At 48.9% G+C, this 18,224-nt stretch carries 22 protein-coding genes; 12 read left to right on the top strand and 10 right to left on the bottom strand.

The features are described from left to right. The first annotated feature begins 84 nt into the window (after positions 1-84). Genes DFR62_RS11730 through DFR62_RS11740 form a run of 4 tightly spaced genes read left to right on the top strand, consistent with a single transcriptional unit; the run spans position 85 to position 1,080 of the window. Complete coding sequence (locus tag DFR62_RS11730) at positions 85-441, top strand: hypothetical protein (RefSeq protein ID WP_121300551.1); 357 nt, start codon at positions 85-87, stop codon at positions 439-441. Positions 442-474: 33 nt separating this feature from the next. Continuing rightward, positions 475-687 carry a hypothetical protein gene (locus tag DFR62_RS11735; RefSeq protein WP_121300552.1) on the top strand — a complete coding sequence of 71 codons (213 nt, stop codon included), beginning with the start codon at positions 475-477 and terminating at the stop codon, positions 685-687. A gap of 29 nt (positions 688-716) precedes the next feature. After that, entirely contained in the window at positions 717-884 is a 168-nt protein-coding gene (locus DFR62_RS17405; RefSeq protein ID WP_158290847.1) for a hypothetical protein, read from the top strand. After that, entirely contained in the window at positions 847-1,080 is a 234-nt protein-coding gene (locus tag DFR62_RS11740) for a hypothetical protein (protein ID WP_058381483.1), read from the top strand. Before DFR62_RS17405 ends, DFR62_RS11740 begins: the two co-directional genes overlap by 38 nt. Before the next feature lie 64 nt (positions 1,081-1,144). Here DFR62_RS11740 and msrB read toward each other — a convergent pair whose 3' ends face one another. Both msrB and DFR62_RS11750 read right to left on the bottom strand, forming a co-directional pair. Continuing rightward, the gene (msrB, locus tag DFR62_RS11745) at positions 1,145-2,257 is read right to left on the bottom strand and encodes a peptide-methionine (R)-S-oxide reductase MsrB (RefSeq protein ID WP_121300553.1); all 1,113 of its coding nucleotides are present in this window, start codon (positions 2,255-2,257) and stop codon (positions 1,145-1,147) included. 16 nt (positions 2,258-2,273) lie between these two features. After that, positions 2,274-2,780, bottom strand: a complete 507-nt coding sequence (locus tag DFR62_RS11750; RefSeq protein ID WP_158290848.1) for a TlpA family protein disulfide reductase — start codon at positions 2,778-2,780, stop codon at positions 2,274-2,276. Positions 2,781-2,960: 180 nt separating this feature from the next. On the opposite strand from DFR62_RS11750, the gene DFR62_RS11755 reads away from it, so the two are divergent. Together DFR62_RS11755 and DFR62_RS11760 are read left to right on the top strand one after the other, a co-directional pair. Then, the gene (locus DFR62_RS11755) at positions 2,961-3,695 is read left to right on the top strand and encodes a phosphatase PAP2 family protein (protein ID WP_121300555.1); all 735 of its coding nucleotides are present in this window, start codon (positions 2,961-2,963) and stop codon (positions 3,693-3,695) included. A gap of 534 nt (positions 3,696-4,229) precedes the next feature. Next, entirely contained in the window at positions 4,230-4,592 is a 363-nt protein-coding gene (locus DFR62_RS11760) for a DUF3784 domain-containing protein (protein ID WP_241663082.1), read from the top strand. A 19-nt stretch (positions 4,593-4,611) separates the two neighbouring features. On the opposite strand, the gene DFR62_RS11765 is transcribed toward DFR62_RS11760, so the two are convergent. Both DFR62_RS11765 and DFR62_RS11770 read right to left on the bottom strand, forming a co-directional pair. Next, positions 4,612-5,634, bottom strand: a complete 1,023-nt coding sequence (locus DFR62_RS11765) for an STAS domain-containing protein (protein ID WP_121300556.1) — start codon at positions 5,632-5,634, stop codon at positions 4,612-4,614. Between the two features lie 133 nt (positions 5,635-5,767). After that, a complete protein-coding gene (locus DFR62_RS11770) occupies positions 5,768-6,349 on the bottom strand; it encodes an MEDS domain-containing protein (RefSeq protein ID WP_158290795.1) in 582 nt (193 codons plus the stop codon). Positions 6,350-6,563: 214 nt separating this feature from the next. Between DFR62_RS11770 and DFR62_RS11775 the strand changes: the two genes are divergently transcribed. Next, positions 6,564-7,364, top strand: coding sequence for an SDR family NAD(P)-dependent oxidoreductase (locus DFR62_RS11775; RefSeq protein ID WP_121300558.1), 801 nt, complete (start codon positions 6,564-6,566; stop codon positions 7,362-7,364). Positions 7,365-7,402: 38 nt separating this feature from the next. Here the strand turns inward: DFR62_RS11775 and DFR62_RS11780 are convergent, their stop codons facing one another. The 3 genes from DFR62_RS11780 to DFR62_RS11790 all read right to left on the bottom strand — a co-directional run bounded on the left by DFR62_RS11780 (position 7,403) and on the right by DFR62_RS11790 (position 11,631). Further along, positions 7,403-9,217, bottom strand: coding sequence for an LTA synthase family protein (locus DFR62_RS11780; RefSeq protein WP_121300559.1), 1,815 nt, complete (start codon positions 9,215-9,217; stop codon positions 7,403-7,405). A 140-nt stretch (positions 9,218-9,357) separates the two neighbouring features. Then, the gene (locus DFR62_RS11785) at positions 9,358-10,683 is read right to left on the bottom strand and encodes a Glu/Leu/Phe/Val family dehydrogenase (protein WP_338324980.1); all 1,326 of its coding nucleotides are present in this window, start codon (positions 10,681-10,683) and stop codon (positions 9,358-9,360) included. A 90-nt stretch (positions 10,684-10,773) separates the two neighbouring features. Then, on the bottom strand, positions 10,774-11,631 hold the full coding sequence (locus tag DFR62_RS11790) for a GNAT family N-acetyltransferase (protein WP_121300560.1): 858 nt from the start codon (positions 11,629-11,631) through the stop codon (positions 10,774-10,776). Between the two features lie 253 nt (positions 11,632-11,884). On the opposite strand from DFR62_RS11790, the gene DFR62_RS11795 reads away from it, so the two are divergent. Together DFR62_RS11795 and DFR62_RS11800 are read left to right on the top strand one after the other, a co-directional pair. Further along, entirely contained in the window at positions 11,885-12,307 is a 423-nt protein-coding gene (locus DFR62_RS11795) for a hypothetical protein (protein WP_121300561.1), read from the top strand. A gap of 71 nt (positions 12,308-12,378) precedes the next feature. Then, on the top strand, positions 12,379-12,819 hold the full coding sequence (locus DFR62_RS11800) for a VOC family protein (protein WP_121300562.1): 441 nt from the start codon (positions 12,379-12,381) through the stop codon (positions 12,817-12,819). 47 nt (positions 12,820-12,866) lie between these two features. Here the strand turns inward: DFR62_RS11800 and DFR62_RS17410 are convergent, their stop codons facing one another. Beyond that, positions 12,867-13,037 (bottom strand): hypothetical protein, encoded by a 171-nt coding sequence (locus tag DFR62_RS17410; protein WP_158290794.1) that lies wholly within the window; start codon positions 13,035-13,037, stop codon positions 12,867-12,869. A 441-nt stretch (positions 13,038-13,478) separates the two neighbouring features. Here DFR62_RS17410 and DFR62_RS11805 point away from each other — a divergent pair, with 441 nt between their 5' ends. Next, entirely contained in the window at positions 13,479-14,129 is a 651-nt protein-coding gene (locus DFR62_RS11805; RefSeq protein ID WP_121300563.1) for a hypothetical protein, read from the top strand. Between the two features lie 191 nt (positions 14,130-14,320). Beyond that, a complete protein-coding gene (locus DFR62_RS11810; protein ID WP_121300564.1) occupies positions 14,321-15,184 on the top strand; it encodes a PPK2 family polyphosphate kinase in 864 nt (287 codons plus the stop codon). 50 nt (positions 15,185-15,234) lie between these two features. Here the strand turns inward: DFR62_RS11810 and DFR62_RS11815 are convergent, their stop codons facing one another. Further along, complete coding sequence (locus tag DFR62_RS11815) at positions 15,235-16,452, bottom strand: EAL domain-containing protein (protein WP_121300565.1); 1,218 nt, start codon at positions 16,450-16,452, stop codon at positions 15,235-15,237. Between the two features lie 247 nt (positions 16,453-16,699). Between DFR62_RS11815 and DFR62_RS11820 the strand changes: the two genes are divergently transcribed. After that, positions 16,700-17,542 carry a YitT family protein gene (locus tag DFR62_RS11820; protein ID WP_121300566.1) on the top strand — a complete coding sequence of 281 codons (843 nt, stop codon included), beginning with the start codon at positions 16,700-16,702 and terminating at the stop codon, positions 17,540-17,542. A gap of 85 nt (positions 17,543-17,627) precedes the next feature. Here DFR62_RS11820 and DFR62_RS11825 read toward each other — a convergent pair whose 3' ends face one another. Continuing rightward, on the bottom strand, positions 17,628-18,224 hold the full coding sequence (locus tag DFR62_RS11825; protein WP_121300567.1) for a hypothetical protein: 597 nt from the start codon (positions 18,222-18,224) through the stop codon (positions 17,628-17,630).

An 18,224-nucleotide genomic window follows, 5' to 3' on the forward strand; every position in this document is an offset into this window, starting at 1 on the left:
TGCACAGCGCCGGAAGTATTCTCCTCTGGATAGAGGAGTCTGTTCCGGTGCTTTTTTTAGTACGGAAAAAAGGGAGAGAACGGTATGGAAGAAAGGGGAGAACTTGTTAAGCCATTGGGGAACGCTTGGCAAGAATCACAATCACAAGTGAAAAGCAGCACCCGAATCGGCAATGGGACTACAGGAGGGACGATCCGGTTTCTCGGCTATGATAACGGCGGTACAGCTATCAATCAAGTGGATGTTTGGATGAGCCATGAAGAGCTACCTGTTTTTATCCAGGCGCTTGTCTCCCACCCAATGCCGCTGCCGACGGACTACCTGCAGACAGCTGAACCCCATGAAGACGGGTTTTGGGTAAGGATCCGTTGCCATGAGTCACCGAAAGTATTCGTTACAAGGCTGAGTTCAGCGATTGGCTGCCTGGAACAGCCAGCGTAAATAATCCAAACCAAGTGGAAGGCGGTAATTTCAATGGGTAATCGGAGTGACCTAATTAAACTGGGCGATGAAGACATTTACCTGATCCTGTACTTGTGGAAAGTGAAAGGCTATGAAACTAAAGAGTTGGCCCAGCGCTTTCAGATTAGCGCTGAGTCTTTGGAGGATTTGCTGTCCGGCCATGTGAGAAGAGATTGCTACAGGGGATTCAACCGGATTGAAAAATATCTGGTGGAAACTTACTGAGCGGTAAACTTTTGATGGGAGTGTTCAATATGGGAAACCACAACGAGATGAAAAAAATCAGCGCTGCTTTTGCAGCCAGCTATGAGCGCTTTATTAAAGGTTATCAACAATATAAAGCCGGGCGCACCGGGGAGCATCCTGATGGGGAGGTCGAACGCTATGACAACAGCACACGAGTTAAACAGGCTCAGCGATGAGGCCGTCTACAGCATCTTGTATTTCTATCATATTGAAGAATTTCCTGCGGAACACTTAGGCATGAAATATGGCGTCAGCAGCTTGACGATCGAAGGCATTGCTAAAGGCCGGTACCGCCCGAAATGCCACGAAAATTTTATGATCGTCGAAGGCATTTTGGAACGCCGCTTGGTGAAGCGGGCCGAAAGCCAATAAATGGCGAAACCATCACCAAAAAGCCGGAACCCCGTTCGAACGGGGTTCCGGCTTTTGTTTGTTATCAGTTTACTTTGTCGGTCAGGTATCCGTAACCTTGCGTTTCCATCTCTTCGAGCGGCACAAAACGCAGTGCTGCACTGTTCATGCAATAGCGCAAACCGCCTGCATCTTCAGGCCCGTCTTCAAAGACATGTCCCAAATGGCTATCGCCCGCGCGGCTCCTGATTTCGGTCTGCATACCGAACAGGGAAAGATCGTCGTGCTCGGTGACGACTGCCGGGTCGATTGGCTTCGTAAAGCTCGGCCAGCCGGTCTTGGAATCGTATTTATCTTTGGAAGAAAAGAGCGGTTCGCCTGTGACAATGTCGACATAGATGCCAGGCTCGTAAAAGCCATCGTATTCATTATCGAATGCAGTCTCCGTTCCGTCTTCCTGGGTGACGCGGTATTGTTCATCCGTCAGCATCTCACGGATTTCCTCTTCATCCGGTTTCGGATAATCAGCCGGATCGATCAATTGCGGAACTTCTTGGTCTTCTAAGCTTGTGAAATCAACATGGCAATAGCCATCTGGATTTTTCTCCAAATAGTCTTGATGGTAGTTTTCCGCGAGATAATAATTTGTCATCGGCTCGACTTCGGTAACAATCGGCTTATCGTATTTTTTCTGCTCATCGGCAATGGCCTCATCGATTGCCGCCACAGCGGATGGGTCGTCATAGAAAATTGCGGTCCGGTATTGGTTGCCGCGATCATTGCCTTGCTGGTCGACGAGTGTCGGGTCGATGATCAGGAAGTAACGGTCGAGCAGCTCCTCGAGCGAAACGCGTTCCGGGTCATAGCGCAAATGGACGGTTTCGGCATAGCCGGTATCGCCTGTCAGCACTTCTTCGTAAGTCGGGTCTTCAATCGTTCCGCCTGCATAGCCGGACGTCACTTCATAGACGCCGTAGATGCGTGCCATATAGGCTTCAACGCCCCAGAAACAGCCACCGGCAAACCAAATGTCTTCCAGGTTTTCGGTATCGAATTCCAGTTCTTCGTTGGGATTATCGGGAAAGCGCGATTCCGAAGAAGAAGAGGAGGAGGAGGCGGTAGTAGAGTCGGTAACTGCTTCGCTTGAACAGCCCGCTAACAGCAATAATAAGAGCAGGGGTAGAAAATATTGTTTCATCAGTGGTTCCGCCTTTCTAGCGAATCGAATTCATCAATTCGAGTATTTCATCATTGGTCACGTGGCCGGTGCGTTGTTCGGTAATTCTCCCAGCGGAGTTGATCCAGGCAGAGCTAGGATAGGCCTCCATTTCAAATTGCCCGAATACCTCTCCTCCATCATCGAGCAAGACGATGAAATCGCCGTCATGGTCGATGGTCGAGAACCAAGCTTTGAACTCATTGGCATTTCGTTCCGCGTATGTTCCGGGGGAGATGACGGTGAGGATCGTGAAGTCTTTATCGCTTTCGGCCAATTCTTCTAGTTCGTTCAATCCGGAAAGGCAAATCGAGCACCAGGATGCCCAAAAGAACAGATAGACTTTTTCGCCTTCGTAGTCTGCGAGATGGTGGACAGTGCCGTCGAGGTCAGGCAATGCAAAATCAGGTGCCGCGGGGCCGCGGTTTTCCGATAACGCTTCCGAGCAGGAAGTGAAAGTGAGCAGAAGGGCGGCTAGTATAAGCAGCCGGAGTGGTAGTTTCATGGTGATCATCCTTCCAGGTGGAGGCAATGAGCAAGAATTTGGCGTTTTCTTGCTGGAATTGCTATCTATTTGAGTTATTCCCCAAATAGAGGCCTTTGAACCACGGAACTGAAAGGATGCGGCATACTTATCGGCAAAGTCGGGTAAACTGACGGTAAGTAAAAGTATGGGAGCGGTTGGATGGATAGAGAAACGAAATTATCGGGATTTGCTTTTATCGTGTTGCTTGTTGGCCTGGGACTGGCATCATTATTCATTGTCTTGTTTGCAGAACTGGCTGATGAAATGCTAGATCAGGAATTGGCCGTATTTGATGCTGTCACCATCCGGTTACTGGAAGCGATTGGAAGCAACTGGATGGACACGGTCATGTTTATCATCACCGAGCTTGGGTCTGTTTGGTTTCTTGTATTGATGTCGATTGGCGTCTTGTGGATATTGGGTGTCAAGATGCGCGACAGATGGGGTGTCTTGTTCTATTTAGTGGCAGTCGGCGGCGGCTCGCTGTTAACGGTTTTATTGAAGCACTTATTCAGCCGGGAGCGGCCGAGCATCAATGAAACGATCGATGCAGTCGGCTATAGTTTCCCGAGCGGCCATTCGATGGGCTCACTGATCTTTTACGGATTTCTTATTTATTTGGTCGTCCGCACCAAGCAGAAACCGTGGTTGCAATGGGCATCGGTTTTCGGGCTCAGTGTATTAATCGTGCTGATTGGCATCAGCCGGATTTATCTGGGAGCGCATTTTCCAAGCGATGTCCTGGCAGGCTATATCGCCGGCACCATTTGGCTAGTGTTGAGCCTGGTGGCGCTCGAATGGATTCAATGGCAACAGAGAAGCCCAGTGCCGCCTGTTACAGCCTTGCGTAAAGTATTGGCGCCGGTTTACCGGGCCGTTATCGATAAATTGTAAACATACGGCTGCCGGGTTTGCCGGCGGCTTTTTTTACTAGCTGAATATGATTGATGGAGATGCTGGTTCATTCATGCCAAATTCTCTTATCCCAGACAGGAGGGCAGGTGAATGGAAGATGAATTTCGGGATCCCAATCAGCTTGATGGTGTTGATAGCCTTAATAGCGGTTCTTATTGTCATCTTAGTTTTATTCAGTAAACAGCGCAACCGATAGTGACTGAAAAATCAAACAATTTTGTGGCGTTTTTATGAATATGGGCGTATGATTAGAAAAAAGGAGGTGCCCTTGAGATGACCGACATTGTCGGGCTGTTGCCCATGCTCATTTTCGGCGGGATAGCTGTTGTCATCATCGGGATGGTATTCTCATTCAAAAATTGGACACATTAACGGAAAATGTGGAAGTGGTTGACAGAAAATCCTGCACAGGGAAGACGGGTGCGGGATTTTCTTATGCTTGAAAAGGAATTTCTGAGTCTTTGCCGAATGAAAAACATAGAGAAGGAATTCAAGCGGCAAGGCGGGGGTTCAATGGATGAAATGAAATCTGGAGCTTTGGTAATCGGCGGGGTGGCGCTCATGCTGGTGCTCCTAGGGCTTTATATGCTGCAAGGCAAAGGCACCTTTTTAATCGCTGGCTATAACACGATGCCCAAAGAAGAAAAAGCGAAATACGACGGCCCGGCTATGGCCCGTTTTATCGGGAAGTTATTATTCGCTTTGGCATTCAGTATGCTGTTTTGGCTTGCTGGCATGTTGCTTGAGAAAAGTTGGATGTTTTATATCGGCGTCGCCTTGTTTCTTGGATTTACCGGAGCGGCTTTGATTTATATGAATACAGGCGGGCGGTTCTTGAAACAGCCGCCTGCCAGAGGGCATGAAAAAAACAAGTGAAACGAGATAACTTCTCGTTTCACTTGTTTTTTGGGCTGATGGAACGTCCGCTTCGGCCAAGCGCATAATAGATGCCATGCTGCAGGCTCTGCAAAGTTTCGAATTTCGACAGGTCCTGCATCGTCCGCGTGATAATCATGGCGAGCTCCGGCGAAACGCCGACCAGAATCGTTTCTGTGCCGAGCAAACGTGCAGCTGCCGCTAATTTATCGATCAGCTGCGCGGTATGCTCTGAAATATTGCGGTTTAATCCTGTCAGATCAAGCAGCAAAAATTCTGCCTTATGCTTTGGTAGTTCGTTTAATGTGTTGTTGATCAGGTCTTCTGTGCGGTCTTCGTCGTAGCTTCCGATCATTGGCACGACGATGATGCCTTCAAGCACCGGAATGACAGGGGAAGAAAGTTCACGCACCAGTTTCTGTAGCATGTCGGTCTTTTCGTTGACCATCTCTTCAAGCTGGCGGATTTGTTGGTCTTCCTGTCTTCTTGCGAGTTCCCGGATATTTTGCTGAACGGTGACGTCCGACGGGTAATATTCCACAATGCTGTAAGGCTGTTCGTCGTTTTGGTAGCGGATGGTGCGGTACCAGAAGTTCTGGCCGAATAATCCCGTTAAAACGCCGGCGTAATGGGAAGGGACGAAAATTCCTTTAGTGCCTTTGCGGTTCAATTGGTTCATTTTGAATTCCCAATCATCCTGTATATGCATCGTGAACGTGTATTGCTCGATGTCCATCTCGACAATTTCCACTTTGCCCCAGCCAGCCGGGGCATACGTATTGGAAATCCATTCGACCACATTGCTGGCATCGATATTCTTCAGTTCGCGGAAACCTTCCCCAACAACGATTCCTTGCCTGAACCCGGTGGTCTCAAGCACCAGATCAGTCGCTTCGGTGCCGGTGATTTCCCGGATGGTGTCGAAAAAGGTTTCCATAGCAGAAGTCCAGAAAAAGACGACATCGCCGCCATCGAAGAGCACTTCCCCGGTTTCCAAATCCCATTTCAACTCGGCTGCGCCGACTGTGATTTCTTTTTTCATGGTTGTATCCTCCACTTCATTCTATACGAGCATTGCCATATGATGGCAGTTGTTTCAGTATTCCCTCAGTGTGCAGGAAATATGCATCAATCCGAAAGAGCTTTGCGGTGAAAATAAAAAAAGCCTGGAATTTTTAGTTCCGGGCTTTTTGATCGTCATAAAATGATAATGCGGAAATGCTGTGGTCTTTCATCAAATAGCCATGGCAATACATGAGCCGTTCGCGCAAACTATCCGAGACACGGCGTGCATCGTATGCGCAAACGGAAACGACTTTACGCCGTGGGACGGAGCGGTCGATTTCTGTTTCATAGTCGATGATTTTCTGGTCGATATTTTCCTGGCTGCCCCATTCGATATGGCCCCAGGTCCGGCACTTCCGTCCATCCGCAGTGAAAGATCCAACGACGCTCTCAAAATATTCCAAAATGGCCTCGGGATGGAAGTTCCCTTTGCGCCAATAGAAATCGAAGTTGTTGACATAATGGATTAAATCCAGCTCTTCGGCAGTCAATAGCTGCTGAAGCTTTTTTTCAATCTGGGGATAAATCCGGGGATTTTCGACGAACAGGACACGGTCGCCATTTCGGACGCCGTCTAAGACATAAGATACGGCATTTTCTATATAAACATCTGTTTGTTCAGTCAGGTATAAAATATGCGCGTAATCGGTCTGGCGCAAAGTTTCGGTGAAATCGCTCATTTTTTGGTTCATTTTTTTCCCTCCATATAACGGATAATCCAAATAGTGATGAAATTCGTCTTCAGCCATAAAATAGCTGGAAGTGAAAAAAATGACAGCACTTGTGCACTTCCCATTAGTATATACCATATGGTGCCTTTACGTCGCTTCTAAGCTGTTAGTTGCTTTGCATGTTTAAATGCGCTGGGATTAAGGGAAACACTGCACACAAGGGAGGCGTATATCCATGGGTATTTTTGATAAACAAGCATTAGCAGAAAAGCATATTTTGGTCACCGGCGCGACTGGCGGCATCGGCTGGGAAACAGCCAAGGCAGTGGCGCAGATGGGTGCGAAACTGACGATCACTGGGCGCGATGCGGAAAAACTGAAGCAGTTGGAAAACGAATTGAAAACCATGATGGATGACAGTCAACTGCATGCTCAAACGGCGGATTTGACGGACCCTCATAGCCGCGAGAATCTGATCAGAACCGCTGAAACACAACTCGGCTTTATCGGCGGCTTGGTCAATTCAGCCGGAGCAGCGGGCGGAAAGCAAGTGGAAGAACTGGACCAGGAATTTTTGGAACACTTGATGAACATCAATTACACATCGACATTTATGCTGACACAATTGGTATACCGGCGCATGATGGAAGAAGGCAGAGGCGATATTGTCAATCTCGCTTCTCTTTCAGGTCTTCGCGGAACTGCCGGAAACACGGCCTACGCAGCAAGCAAATTCGCGGTGGTTGGTTGGACCCAGTCAATGGCCTTGGAAGCGATTGAGCACGGCATCCGAGTCAACGCGGTATGCCCGGGATATGTCGATACGGAAATGGCAAGGTCCAGCATCCAAAGAAAAGCGGAGCGAAAAGGAATCTCTATTGAGCAGGCGATGGAGGAAGCGCAGTCGGGAATTCCTTCAAACCGGCTGTCGACTCCTCAAGAAGTCGCCCAAACGATTGCGTTCCTATTAACGGATGCCGCCCCAAATATTGTCGGTGAATCGGTGAAGATTTCCGGCGGCAGCGTCATGAGATAAAAAAGCGTTGGACTCAAGCTTGGAGTCCAACGCTTTTTTCATTGTTCGATATAGTCCAGCCCATTGTCTTCGATCACGGTATCCGAAATGCGCAATTGATCGAGCGCCTCACCGATATACGGCTCACAATCCGCATCGTCAATTTTTTCACCGCTGTCGATTGAGTAGCATTCACCTGATCCAGGGGTAGACGTCAGGTCAGGCTCGAAATACACATCGCCTTTTCGGAACGAGCCGTCGCGGAAAACGACGAGTCTTTCAGTGTCCGACAGCAATGAAGTGCCGAGCATAAATCCTTGGTCGATGCCTGCAAGTTCCAGGATGGTCGGTGCCAAATCGATTTGGCCGCCGACGGTCTCGATCGTTTCACCTTCCGGAAGATTGGGCGGCTTGATCCACAATGGGACTTCCCGGAACAATTCGAATTGTTCTGTTGTTCCATTGGCGTCAAGTTTAGTCGCCATTTCGCGCCCTTCTTCGGTCAATCCACTATCGTGGTCGCCGTAGAAAATGACCAGCGAATCGTCCCACATATCTTGCTGTTTCAATTCATCGACGAGCACTTCGACCGCACCGTCGACATAATGGACAGTATGGTAATAATTCTGTACCAACTCATCTTCATAACCCGGCAGCGACAACTCTTTTTTATCTTCAGGGATCGTGAAAGGGATGTGGCTGCTCAAGGCGATCATGAACGCGTAATACGGTTCTTCTAATTTTTGGATGTGCTCGACTGAAGTCCGGAAAAAATCTTCATCGTTGATCGCCATGCCGATTTTTTCCGTATCAGGGTAATCCTTTTCGCTGAAGAAGCGGGAAAAGCCGATATGTTCATACACGGTATTGCGGTTCCAAAAGCTCGCTTCATAAGCATGCATAGCCGCTGTATCATAGCCGCCTTTTCGCAAAGCTTCCGGAAGCGGGGCGAACGTGCTGTCAGGGAAGCGTGTATAGACAGAGCCTGTGCGCAGCGGGTGAAGCGACGTGTTGATGACGAATTCTGCATCCGATGTGCGCCCTTCGTGGGTCTGATGATGGAAAGAAGGGAAATACAGCATTTCCTCCTCGAGCTGGTTCAAGTAAGGCGTCACTTCTTCACCGCCGATTTCCTGGCCAATGACAGAACGCTGCAGCGATTCCAGCTGGACGAGGATAATATTTGGCTGTTCGCCTTTGTTTTCTGTACTGACTTCTGCGGCAGCTTCCTGGAGCAGAGCTTTGTCCCGTTCAGATGGCTCGGGCTCGCGGAAAATGGAAACGACACCTTTTCCGAAATCATAGCCATGGTAGCCCCAAAACCCAAGCTCGTAGTATTCGCGCATATTGCTGGTAGCGTCTCCCGTCAGCCAGCGTTCGCCTTTTGCGATGCTTGTAAGGAGCGGGGCGGCAAATATCAAGAGGCCGACTGCAGCAATCACAGCTGCCAGTTTACCGTTCGTCGCCTGCCTTGGCGCTAGGCTGCGCTTTTTCAAGGCGAAAATGAAGGCGAGAAACAGCAGGAAGTCAGCAAAAAAGAAAAAGTCCGTCCAGCGGATCAAGCTCAAAAAGCCGCCGCCTACATCATTCATTTGCGTCATCGAGGGAATCAATTGAACGGATAACAGATCCCCGAAATAGCGGTAATACCAGACGTCCGAAATCAGCAGGATGCTGTGGAGCGCCAAAAGCGACAGTAAAATCCAGCGCCGCTTGCGGGCATCAATCAATAAAGTCCAGCTCGAAAGAATCAATGCGCTCGAGAAGCTGATCATGAAAAAGCCGAAGCTGAACGGCGTATCGGTGTATAAGCTGAAGAGAAATAATTTAAATGCGGAAAAGGCCAAATAGACCCAGTAATCGATTGTTTTCATCGTCGTGCTCCTTTTCTGGCGGTGAGGGCCTTTCCTATTCACTACCTGTAAACAGGCGTTCGGAAACATCCGCGGGCAAAAAGAAAAAAGGGGCTGCCCCAAGAGCCTTGTTTCATGAGCTCTTGGAACAGCCTCTTCTCCTAAATCCAGCCGCGTGCTTCCATCGCTTGGGCAATGCGTTCAACAGCGACCAAATACGCTGCTTCGCGCATCGTGCAGCCTTTTTGTTCTTTCATTTCGTAAACATCGTCAAAAGCCTCTGTCATTTCGGTGTGGAGCCGCTCGTTCACTTCCTGCTCGGTCCAGCGAAGATGGGTCGTATTTTGCACCCATTCGAAATAGGAAACCGTAACGCCTCCCGCATTGCAAAGAATATCCGGGATTACGGTGATGCCGTTCTTTTCCATCGCGGCGTTGCCGTCCGGTGTCGTGGGCCCATTCGCCGCTTCCGCCACAATCTTGGCGCGGATGGTCGGGCCGGTAGCTGAAGTGATCTGGTTTTCAAGCGCGGCAGGCACCAATATGTCCACATCGGCTGCGAATAATTCCTCATTGCTGAGCGATTCGTAGCCATTGTATCCGGCAACCGTGCCCGTCGTTTGGGCGTAGCCGATCAACTCTTCTATCGGCAGGCCATCCTTATGATAGATGCCGCCGCCAGCGTCGACAATGCCGAGCACTTTCACGCCGCGTTCATGTAATAATTTGGCGGTGATCGATCCGACGTTCCCGAAGCCTTGAACGACTGCAGTCATTCCTTCGAGTTCAAGCCCCATTTTCTTGGCGGCATCTTCGATGGTGAAGACGACGCCGCGTCCGGTCGCTTCGACGCGTCCTTCCGATCCTCCAAGAATCAAAGGCTTGCCGGTGATCGTGCCGGGCACGTTTTTGCCTTTCAGCCGGGAAAATTCATCAATCATCCATCCCATGATCTGAGGCGTCGTGTTGACATCCGGTGCCGGGATATCTTTTTCAGGCCCCATGATCGGTTCGAGTTCGCGGATAAAGCCGCGGGACAATTCCTCGAGTTCCCGTTCGGACAGCTCTTTTGGATTGACGACGATTCCGCCTTTACCGCCGCCGTATGGGATTCCGAGAATGGCCGCTTTCATCGACATCCATATCGACAAGGCTGCGACTTCGTCTTCTGTCACGCCAGGGTGGAACCGGACGCCGCCTTTTGTCGGGCCGAGCACGTCCAAATGCTGGGAGCGATAGCCTTCGAATTCGCGATATGTCCCGTCATCCATGCGTACGGGAATCGATACTTTCAAGATGCGCTTCGGCTTTTTGAGAATTTCGTATACACCTTGTGGCAGCTCGAGTTCTTGGGTCGCTACTTCGAGCATGCGCTGGACAATTTCAAGCGGGTTCGAAAGCTCGACGCCGTTTTTCACTTCCTTTACCGGCATTTCCTGCTTCAAATCCTCTGCTACTTCTTCTTGGCGATGTTCCTGCTGTGTCATTATGTTCTCCTCCTTGGGTGTTTTCCTTCTATACTCTATGTCTTCCTATTAAGAATGAGCCTTAAACATTTAGAAGGGGAGGAGAACAACTTAATGGATATCCGTGCCGTATAAAAACCAGGGGGATGGCAAATCGAAAGGATGACCTTCCGGCAATGTTCCTGTTTGCTTGCGGGTCAGATCCATCCAGACAAAAGCGCCTTCCTCAGAACCACGGCGGATGTTCTCGAGTGGTGCGTGCAAGGTTTCCCATAACCCTGGCTGCTCAAATAAATCGTCCCAAGGGTAAAGTGTATGCAAGTAATCGAATTTCTTCACATCGTGTTTGGTGATGACGATCCGGTCACGGGCCGGATTTTCATAGAAGTCCCATTGTGCAAGCGCTTGGCCAGAAAAAAGATCCGGGCTTGCAGGAAACGGGTAATAGCATTCGAATGGAAAAACCCGTCCCGAACGGATGTAGACCGCCTCGAGCCAGCGCATTTTTTCCTCGGTGCTTTCGATTTTGCGCCAAACTGCCGCGCCGCTTTCGAAAGTCTCTACATTCGTGGCGATGGCGGAAAACAATTCAGCTTGGCGGGTCAGCCCGATTTTTTCGAGAACGCGCTGTGCCGGAAGATTGAACTCCTGTGTATTGGCGCCGACAAAACGGATGCCCGGATGAACGAGTGCCGCATCCCGGACATGGGCCATCAGCTTTGAGGATAGGCTTTGGCCACGGAAGCGCACATCGCTCCGCATGCGCCCAAGCATGGCATAGCTGCCTGCGAAAATGGTATAGCCGCCGATACTCGCCAGGCGGCCGTCATGGAACAAACCGAATAAACGGTTCGGCCCTGTGGAAATCCGGTCGAATACCCGGATGACATAATCATCATCGATGCCGGTATCCATGTCCTGCAAAGCCTGTAAGTCGTCACCGGTCAATTGGCGGATCGTTTCGTTCATGTATCGTCACTCCTTGAAGGTCAATAGTTGCATAATAATTTTAGTGTATTCCGGCCATGACTACAAAGCGGAAACAGCCATGAAACGAAAAAATTTTTAAGGGGCCGGCATCCCGATTCTGCAAAGCACCCGTTCTGATTTGGATGGGCGGCAGGGGAAACACAGGATGGCGGCGAACTAAACGGAATAGCGAATTGTTTTCCGGAATGCTGGGCAGCTGAAAAAAGTCCGGGAACGACAAGGAGGGAAGGCGTTGGAAAACTGGAAAGCGGTGGAATTGGTCAAGGATCTATTGTTCGGCTTGGGGCTTTATGCATTGATCACTGTTGTCGGGCTGTTGGTGACGATGGTGACTTCTGGCAGTTCGGACACGCTGTTATTGAACGATGACGTAAGAGGTGATATGGCAACAAGTACGTTAATGTGGATGGTGGTACCCGCTTTTTTGTTGTCATTGGGATTGGCCGCGCTAAGACGCATCCGGATGAAAAATGCGGCTCTTCGCATCAGCATCGTCTGGGCAGTGCTTTTATTGTTTTTGTATTTGGTGGCGGCTTTATGGAGCGGCATTTTCACGGTACTCATCGCTTCGGTATCGTTTTATCTATTCTTGGCGGCCATCTTTTTGGGGCCGATCGTCTATTCATTTATGAAAAAATTACCCGCCTGGAAGTAAATGCACGAGTTTAGTGCTGGAAATGGAAGGGAAAAGAGGACGATACGGACAGTTCAAGAGGGGGCGAAGAAGTGGCGATCCATCCACAAATCATTTTTAACGGAAACTGCAAAGAAGTGTTGTCATATTATGAAGGCGTCTTTGGCGTATCCGATGTTTCCGTCATCCATTACGGCGACAACCCGGGATCGAAACTCGACGAGGATTTAAAGGAATTGATCTTGGAGGCGGCGATTCCGCTCTATGGCAATTACTTGCTGCTATCGGACGCGATGCCAGGCAAGCCGGCGACATTCGGCAGCAATTTCCACGTGTCCATCCGTTCGGAAGAGCTGGGCGAAATGAAAGCCGATTTCAAGAAGCTGGCAGAAAGCGGCAAAGTGATCTTTGAATTCGAGGAGAGCTATTGGAGTGAAGCATACGGCGTCGTAGAAGATAAATTCGGCGTGCAATGGCAATTCGATTACCGCAAATCTGAAGCGGGAAACACACAACAAAATCCCAGTGAATAAAAGAAACCCCATCGCTCAGGCGATGGGGTTTCGTTAGCTGAAGAAGTTTACGGCTGGAAATGGGATGACAGCATTTCGGATAAGGTGACTGCTGTTTGGAATTCAATTCCCGCTGAAACAAATCCTCCGACAAAACGGTTATAGAGCGTAATGGCAAAATAGAATCCGATGAACAACAGCGCCGACACGATCAATAAAATCACGAATGTTCTGGTCATCTGGAGTTCCTCCATTTCTAATATATACAAAGCTTTCGCGGCCAAGGCCCGGCAATTACAGCGGCAGCTAGAAAAATAGCAAGTTCAGCAAAATGGTCAATACAATCGAGAGGATAATTGAAATCAATAAACTCCCCATACAGGAAATGCGCATAAAAAAGACCGCCTTTCTTTCTGATCGCCATCAAGAAAAGGATGGTGGATCAATGACAAGATAATTGGATGAGATGGTGATGCTTGCAGGTAGTTTACCCGAAAAAAGCGGTGGACTAACCTTTCAAAGCGGGTGATGGAGAGACGCTTTATTGGCCAAGAGAAACGAAAAAAATGGCATTACTTTGTCGAATTTTGTCATAATTTCTTGGATTCTTTTAAAAAACGGATGCTATTTTGAATGTTTTTTGTTACAATCGTGTTACGAATAGATGTCCGGAGGGTAACATGGCTAATTACAATCAGTTTTCAGACAGTAATCCGCATAATGAATCCAATCGAATTGAAGCGGAAAAAAGCGCCGAAACCGGGGCTGAACCGCCAAATTTTCGATCCAATAAAAAAGATCCGCACCGCCGCAGACTTTGGCTGAAAGCCGGTGGCGGCATTTTACTGCTGTTCATCCTATGGAACGTGTATTCCTTCGCGAGTTATGTCGCTCCGTGGAATGAGGAGCGTTCGACGGCGAATGCGGAACAAGATGAAATCCAGCAGTATATTTTCCAAAGCGAGAAAAGCGAGGAAGTGCTCAAAGAAGTGAGCAATTCACTGATTCGCCTGTATGACCATAATTCACTCACCGAACTCCATATCAATGAGATGGAGGAAAAGTTGGAGCAATTGTCCAAAGAACTCGACACGGACGATCCACGTCTTGCACAATTGGAATCCTATCATTTTGCCCAAATCGAGTTGACGCGTGAAATGACAAAGACTTTGCAGAAAAACCAGGTCGAGGAAATCCATGAGAAACTGGATGAAATCCTGGACCGCCAAAAAGAGCAAGCGGACGACAAAGCCGAAATCTTGATTTCCTTGATGGAACAAGAAGACATTACGTATGAACAGAAGGCAGACGGTTCGATTGCCTACGAATAGTCCACAATTGAAAAAGCTCCTTCGAGACTCTGTATGGGTTTCGAAGGAGCTTTTTTGTGCAAGTTGTGTGTAGCCTTTGCTAGCTTGTGGTGGGAAAAGATTAAATAACAGATTGAGAAAAAAGCCCTGTAATTCCAAATGCTGAAAAAGGGTATGGAAAGAAAACCATTTATATTTCAAGGAGTGATTTCATGGATACCCAACAATACAAAGTGAAGGCTGGGCGCAAAGTGGATTTGAAAGACTGGCCGACACGTGAAGATAAAGGCACCGAACCCGGGCAAATCGAACAGCAATTGAAGGATACGATTGAAGAACTGAAAAAATGGCATGTCCGGCTTCATGCAGAAGAAGAAAAAGGCATTGTGGTAGCCCTTCAGGCAATGGACGCGGCTGGAAAAGATGAAGCTATCACTTACCTGTTCTCGAACTTGACCGCCCAAGGGCTGAAAGTGACGACGCTCGGAAAACCGACCGAAGAGGAATTGAAGCATGATTATTTATGGCGCTTGCACAAAGCTTTGCCAGAGCGCGGGCAAATCGGAATTTTGAACCGTTCCCATTACGAAGAAGTGATTGCGACGCGTGTCCATAATCTCCTTGAAGAAGAGCCGCTGCCCAATCAATTGATCGACGGCGAAGTTTGGAACCGGCGCTATCGCCAGATCAATGACTTCGAACGTTATATGTTCGAGAACGGTTTTCCGTTTGTGAAATTCTTCTTTAATATTTCCAAAGAAGAACAAACTGAGCGCCTGCTCGAACGCATGAAAAACCCAGAGAAGAATTGGGAGTTTTCCTTCAGCGATGTCGAAGAACGCGAGCATTGGGCGGATTACCAAGACATTTTTGAGGATATGCTGACAAACACGTCTACAGAACATGCTCCTTGGTATATATTGCCGGCAGATGATGAGATGTATTCCCGTTTGATCATCGCCCGGGTGATGGTGGAAATGCTGGAGGAAATCAACCCGGAACTGCCTGAGATCAGTGGTGAGCAAAAAGACAAACTTAAGCATTACATCGACAAGCTGGAAAAGGAAGCGAAATGACAAAACCCGAAGCGGCATATGCTGCTTCGGGTTCCTTTTTTGACTGTGATTTATTGAAACAATAAATAATCATTTTCAGAAATAAATTCGTAGCTTAAATCGATGAACAGGAAGCATTCGTCCGATAGCGGATAGCTGAATGTGCGGATCATTTCCCCTGTTTCGATATCGGCGTAGATGTCCGAAAGCCGTCCTTTATGACTCGCTTTCATAAGCATCATATTCTCCAGGAAATATGGCCGGAAAGCCCAGTGTGAACCGATTTGCTGCGGTTCACCTTGCCAACTGCCGGAAGTTTTCCGGAAGTTGGAGGAAACTTGCTCCCCGTCGCCATTGCAAATATAGATGCGGAAACTTTCCGTTTCGAAAAGCGGCAGCACTTCCTGGATGAACTGGTCGGCAAAGTCTGGGCTTTGCCATTTGCCCATCAAGCGTTTGAGTTTTTCTTCTGAACGGGCGGTATAGGCCAAGCGTTCGCCAACCATTGCTTTTTCGCGGTGGACGAATTCCTTTACTTGATCACCCACATGGATGGACAAGGAATCCGTCGTCAGCAGGGCAGGGTCCGGATGGGCCAAATAATAGCCTTGGTAATAATGCCCGCCGTGTTTCCAAGCGAAATACAATTGATGGTTGTCTTCTATGTATTCGTATAACAGGCGGGCGCCAATGCGGTGGGCAAGCATCGATAAGGAATGGATGATGTCCTGGAATGCATCGGGCTGATGGTGGCGGCTGATGCTCATATCAATTTTCAGGATATGCGGCCGCAACTGGCGGATGCGGTCGATGTTCGAACTTTTCGCGCCCACATGATCGACAGCAATCTGGATCCCGTAAGTTTTGAAATACAAAAGCAAGTGGTTGAGTGTATCGAAATCATCATTGAAATCGTGCTCCGTAATTTCGAGGACAATGCGTTCGAGCGGAAAGCCACGTTTCTGGTATTCGAGCAGGGTCTTCAGGAAATCTTCGCCGTCTCCTGCCATCAATTGGCGTGCGTTGCGGTTGATGAACAGTAGGCAGTCATTGTTTTGGGCAAGCAATTGATCGAGTGCCATTTCGAGCAGTCTTTGGTCCACTTCAGTTTTGTACTCGTCCGGAACTTCCGGGTCGTTGAAGAATTCGCCGAGTGATTTGGTTCCGTCCGGTTCTAAGTAGCGGCCGAGCAGTTCGTAGCCGATGACGTCGTGTTTGACGGCACTGACGATCGGCTGGAACACTGGCATGATTTTGTCCATATTGTCGATGATGTCTAACGGATCCATAATATCTCTCCTCGCCGTGCACTGTCTTCTTCTATTTTAGTCTTAATTTTTCTGGCATTCAATTGAAGCTTTTGAAACACTATTCAAATGACGAATATTCCGTGAATGAAAAGAAACTGTAAATCCGGTCAGAAGTGCTTGCTTTTCTATGATCGCACCCCCTATAATGTGAATCGCTGCCTTGCCCCATCGCCATCAACGGAATGCGGGCATCGCTCATTACCACTAGATGAACGGAGAATAAAAAATGGACAAATTTTACCGCCTCGGGGCAATTTTCATTGCCTCCATTGTTATGGCGATCGCTTTCAATATGTTTTTGCTGCCACATGAAATTTTATCAGGAGGCGTTACCGGTGTTGCTATGATTTTCGGTTTGATGACGCCGGTCAACTCGGGGATTTGGTTGATTTTGCTGAACCTGCCGATCCTGGTTGTCGGGTGGATGAAACTCGGCAAGACCTTTATCGCCAATAGTATTTTCTCGGTGGCCGTCACGTCGATTGCTATGCTGTATATCCCGATTGTCCAAGTGACAGAAGATGCCTTGTTGTCATCGGTCTTCGGCGGCGTCATTTCAGGCGCTGCAGTCGGGATCATAATCCGCTTTTACGGGTCGACCGGCGGCTTTGACGTCATCGGCCTGTTGCTGACAATGAAACGCGACATCCCGCTTGGTTTTATGGTGTTCACTTTGAACAGCGGCGTCGTGTTCATCTCGGGCTTTATCTTCAACTGGGAGCTTGCGATGTACACGATGGCATCAATTTATATCACGGGCATCGTCGTCGACCGAATCCATACGCGCCATATTAAGCTCAGCTTGATGGTGGTGACGGCAAAAGGCGACGAAGTGAAGAAGAAACTATTGACGAACCTGTACCGCGGGATTACGGTAACGGACGGGGAAGGCGCGTATACTGGCGCCAAGGTGAAAGTGCTGCATAGCGTCATCACCCGTTACGAGCTGGCATTTGTCCGGCCCTTGATCCGGGAAATCGACCCGAATGCCTTCGTCAGCATCACCGAGACGATGGAAGTGGTCGGGAACTTCCGGCGAGACGAAAACTATAAGAAAAATCAGATGTAATGGAAAAAGCCGTCCGGAAAAAGTGCGAAGACACTTTTCGGGACGGCTTTTCCTTTGCTTGCTGAATCCCTCACATGACAGGCAGCTACTGCGCTTCCTCAACAAACACGCGGTACACCACTTCATCAAATAAATCGCGGCCATGTCCTGGATAAATCTCGCGGTAGTGGAAGTTGCGGCGCTTCAAGGCATTCGCCAGCAGGAAATGGTCGATTTTCTTAAAAGCGTCCCCGGCCGGTTCAAGCTTTTTGGAGCTGCGCAATTGAACCGATAGCCCATCTTCGAACTCCTCGAATGCCACTTCGGGAAGCAGCGGGAACTTTCGCTCTTTGTGGATCAAATTGAACGCACGGTCGATCGTTTCGTTATCGATGAAATCCGGCTGGCGGACCATCAACGAGAAAGTTGTTGGCAGTCCGTCTTGGTTGTCTGTATGGTAGAGCGTTTCCGGCGGATAAATGGAGTAATCCGCAAATCCAGGCGGGCAATAGCCGTGTCCTGGCATCGCCCGAACCGCTTCCGACAGGGCAGTCAATACGCGAAGGCGTTCGTGGAAATCCTCAGACCCGATGCTTCCATGGCCGTCGATGACAAAATAGAATTGTTTCGGGATGTGTACGGCGTGGGCTTCGGCGGCAGGGGTATATATTTTTCGTTCCTCCGTTTTCCAGTCCTGCATCAT

This window comes from Planococcus citreus (assembly GCF_003664125.1).
GTDB classification, from domain to species: Bacteria; Bacillota; Bacilli; order Bacillales_A; family Planococcaceae; genus Planococcus; species Planococcus citreus.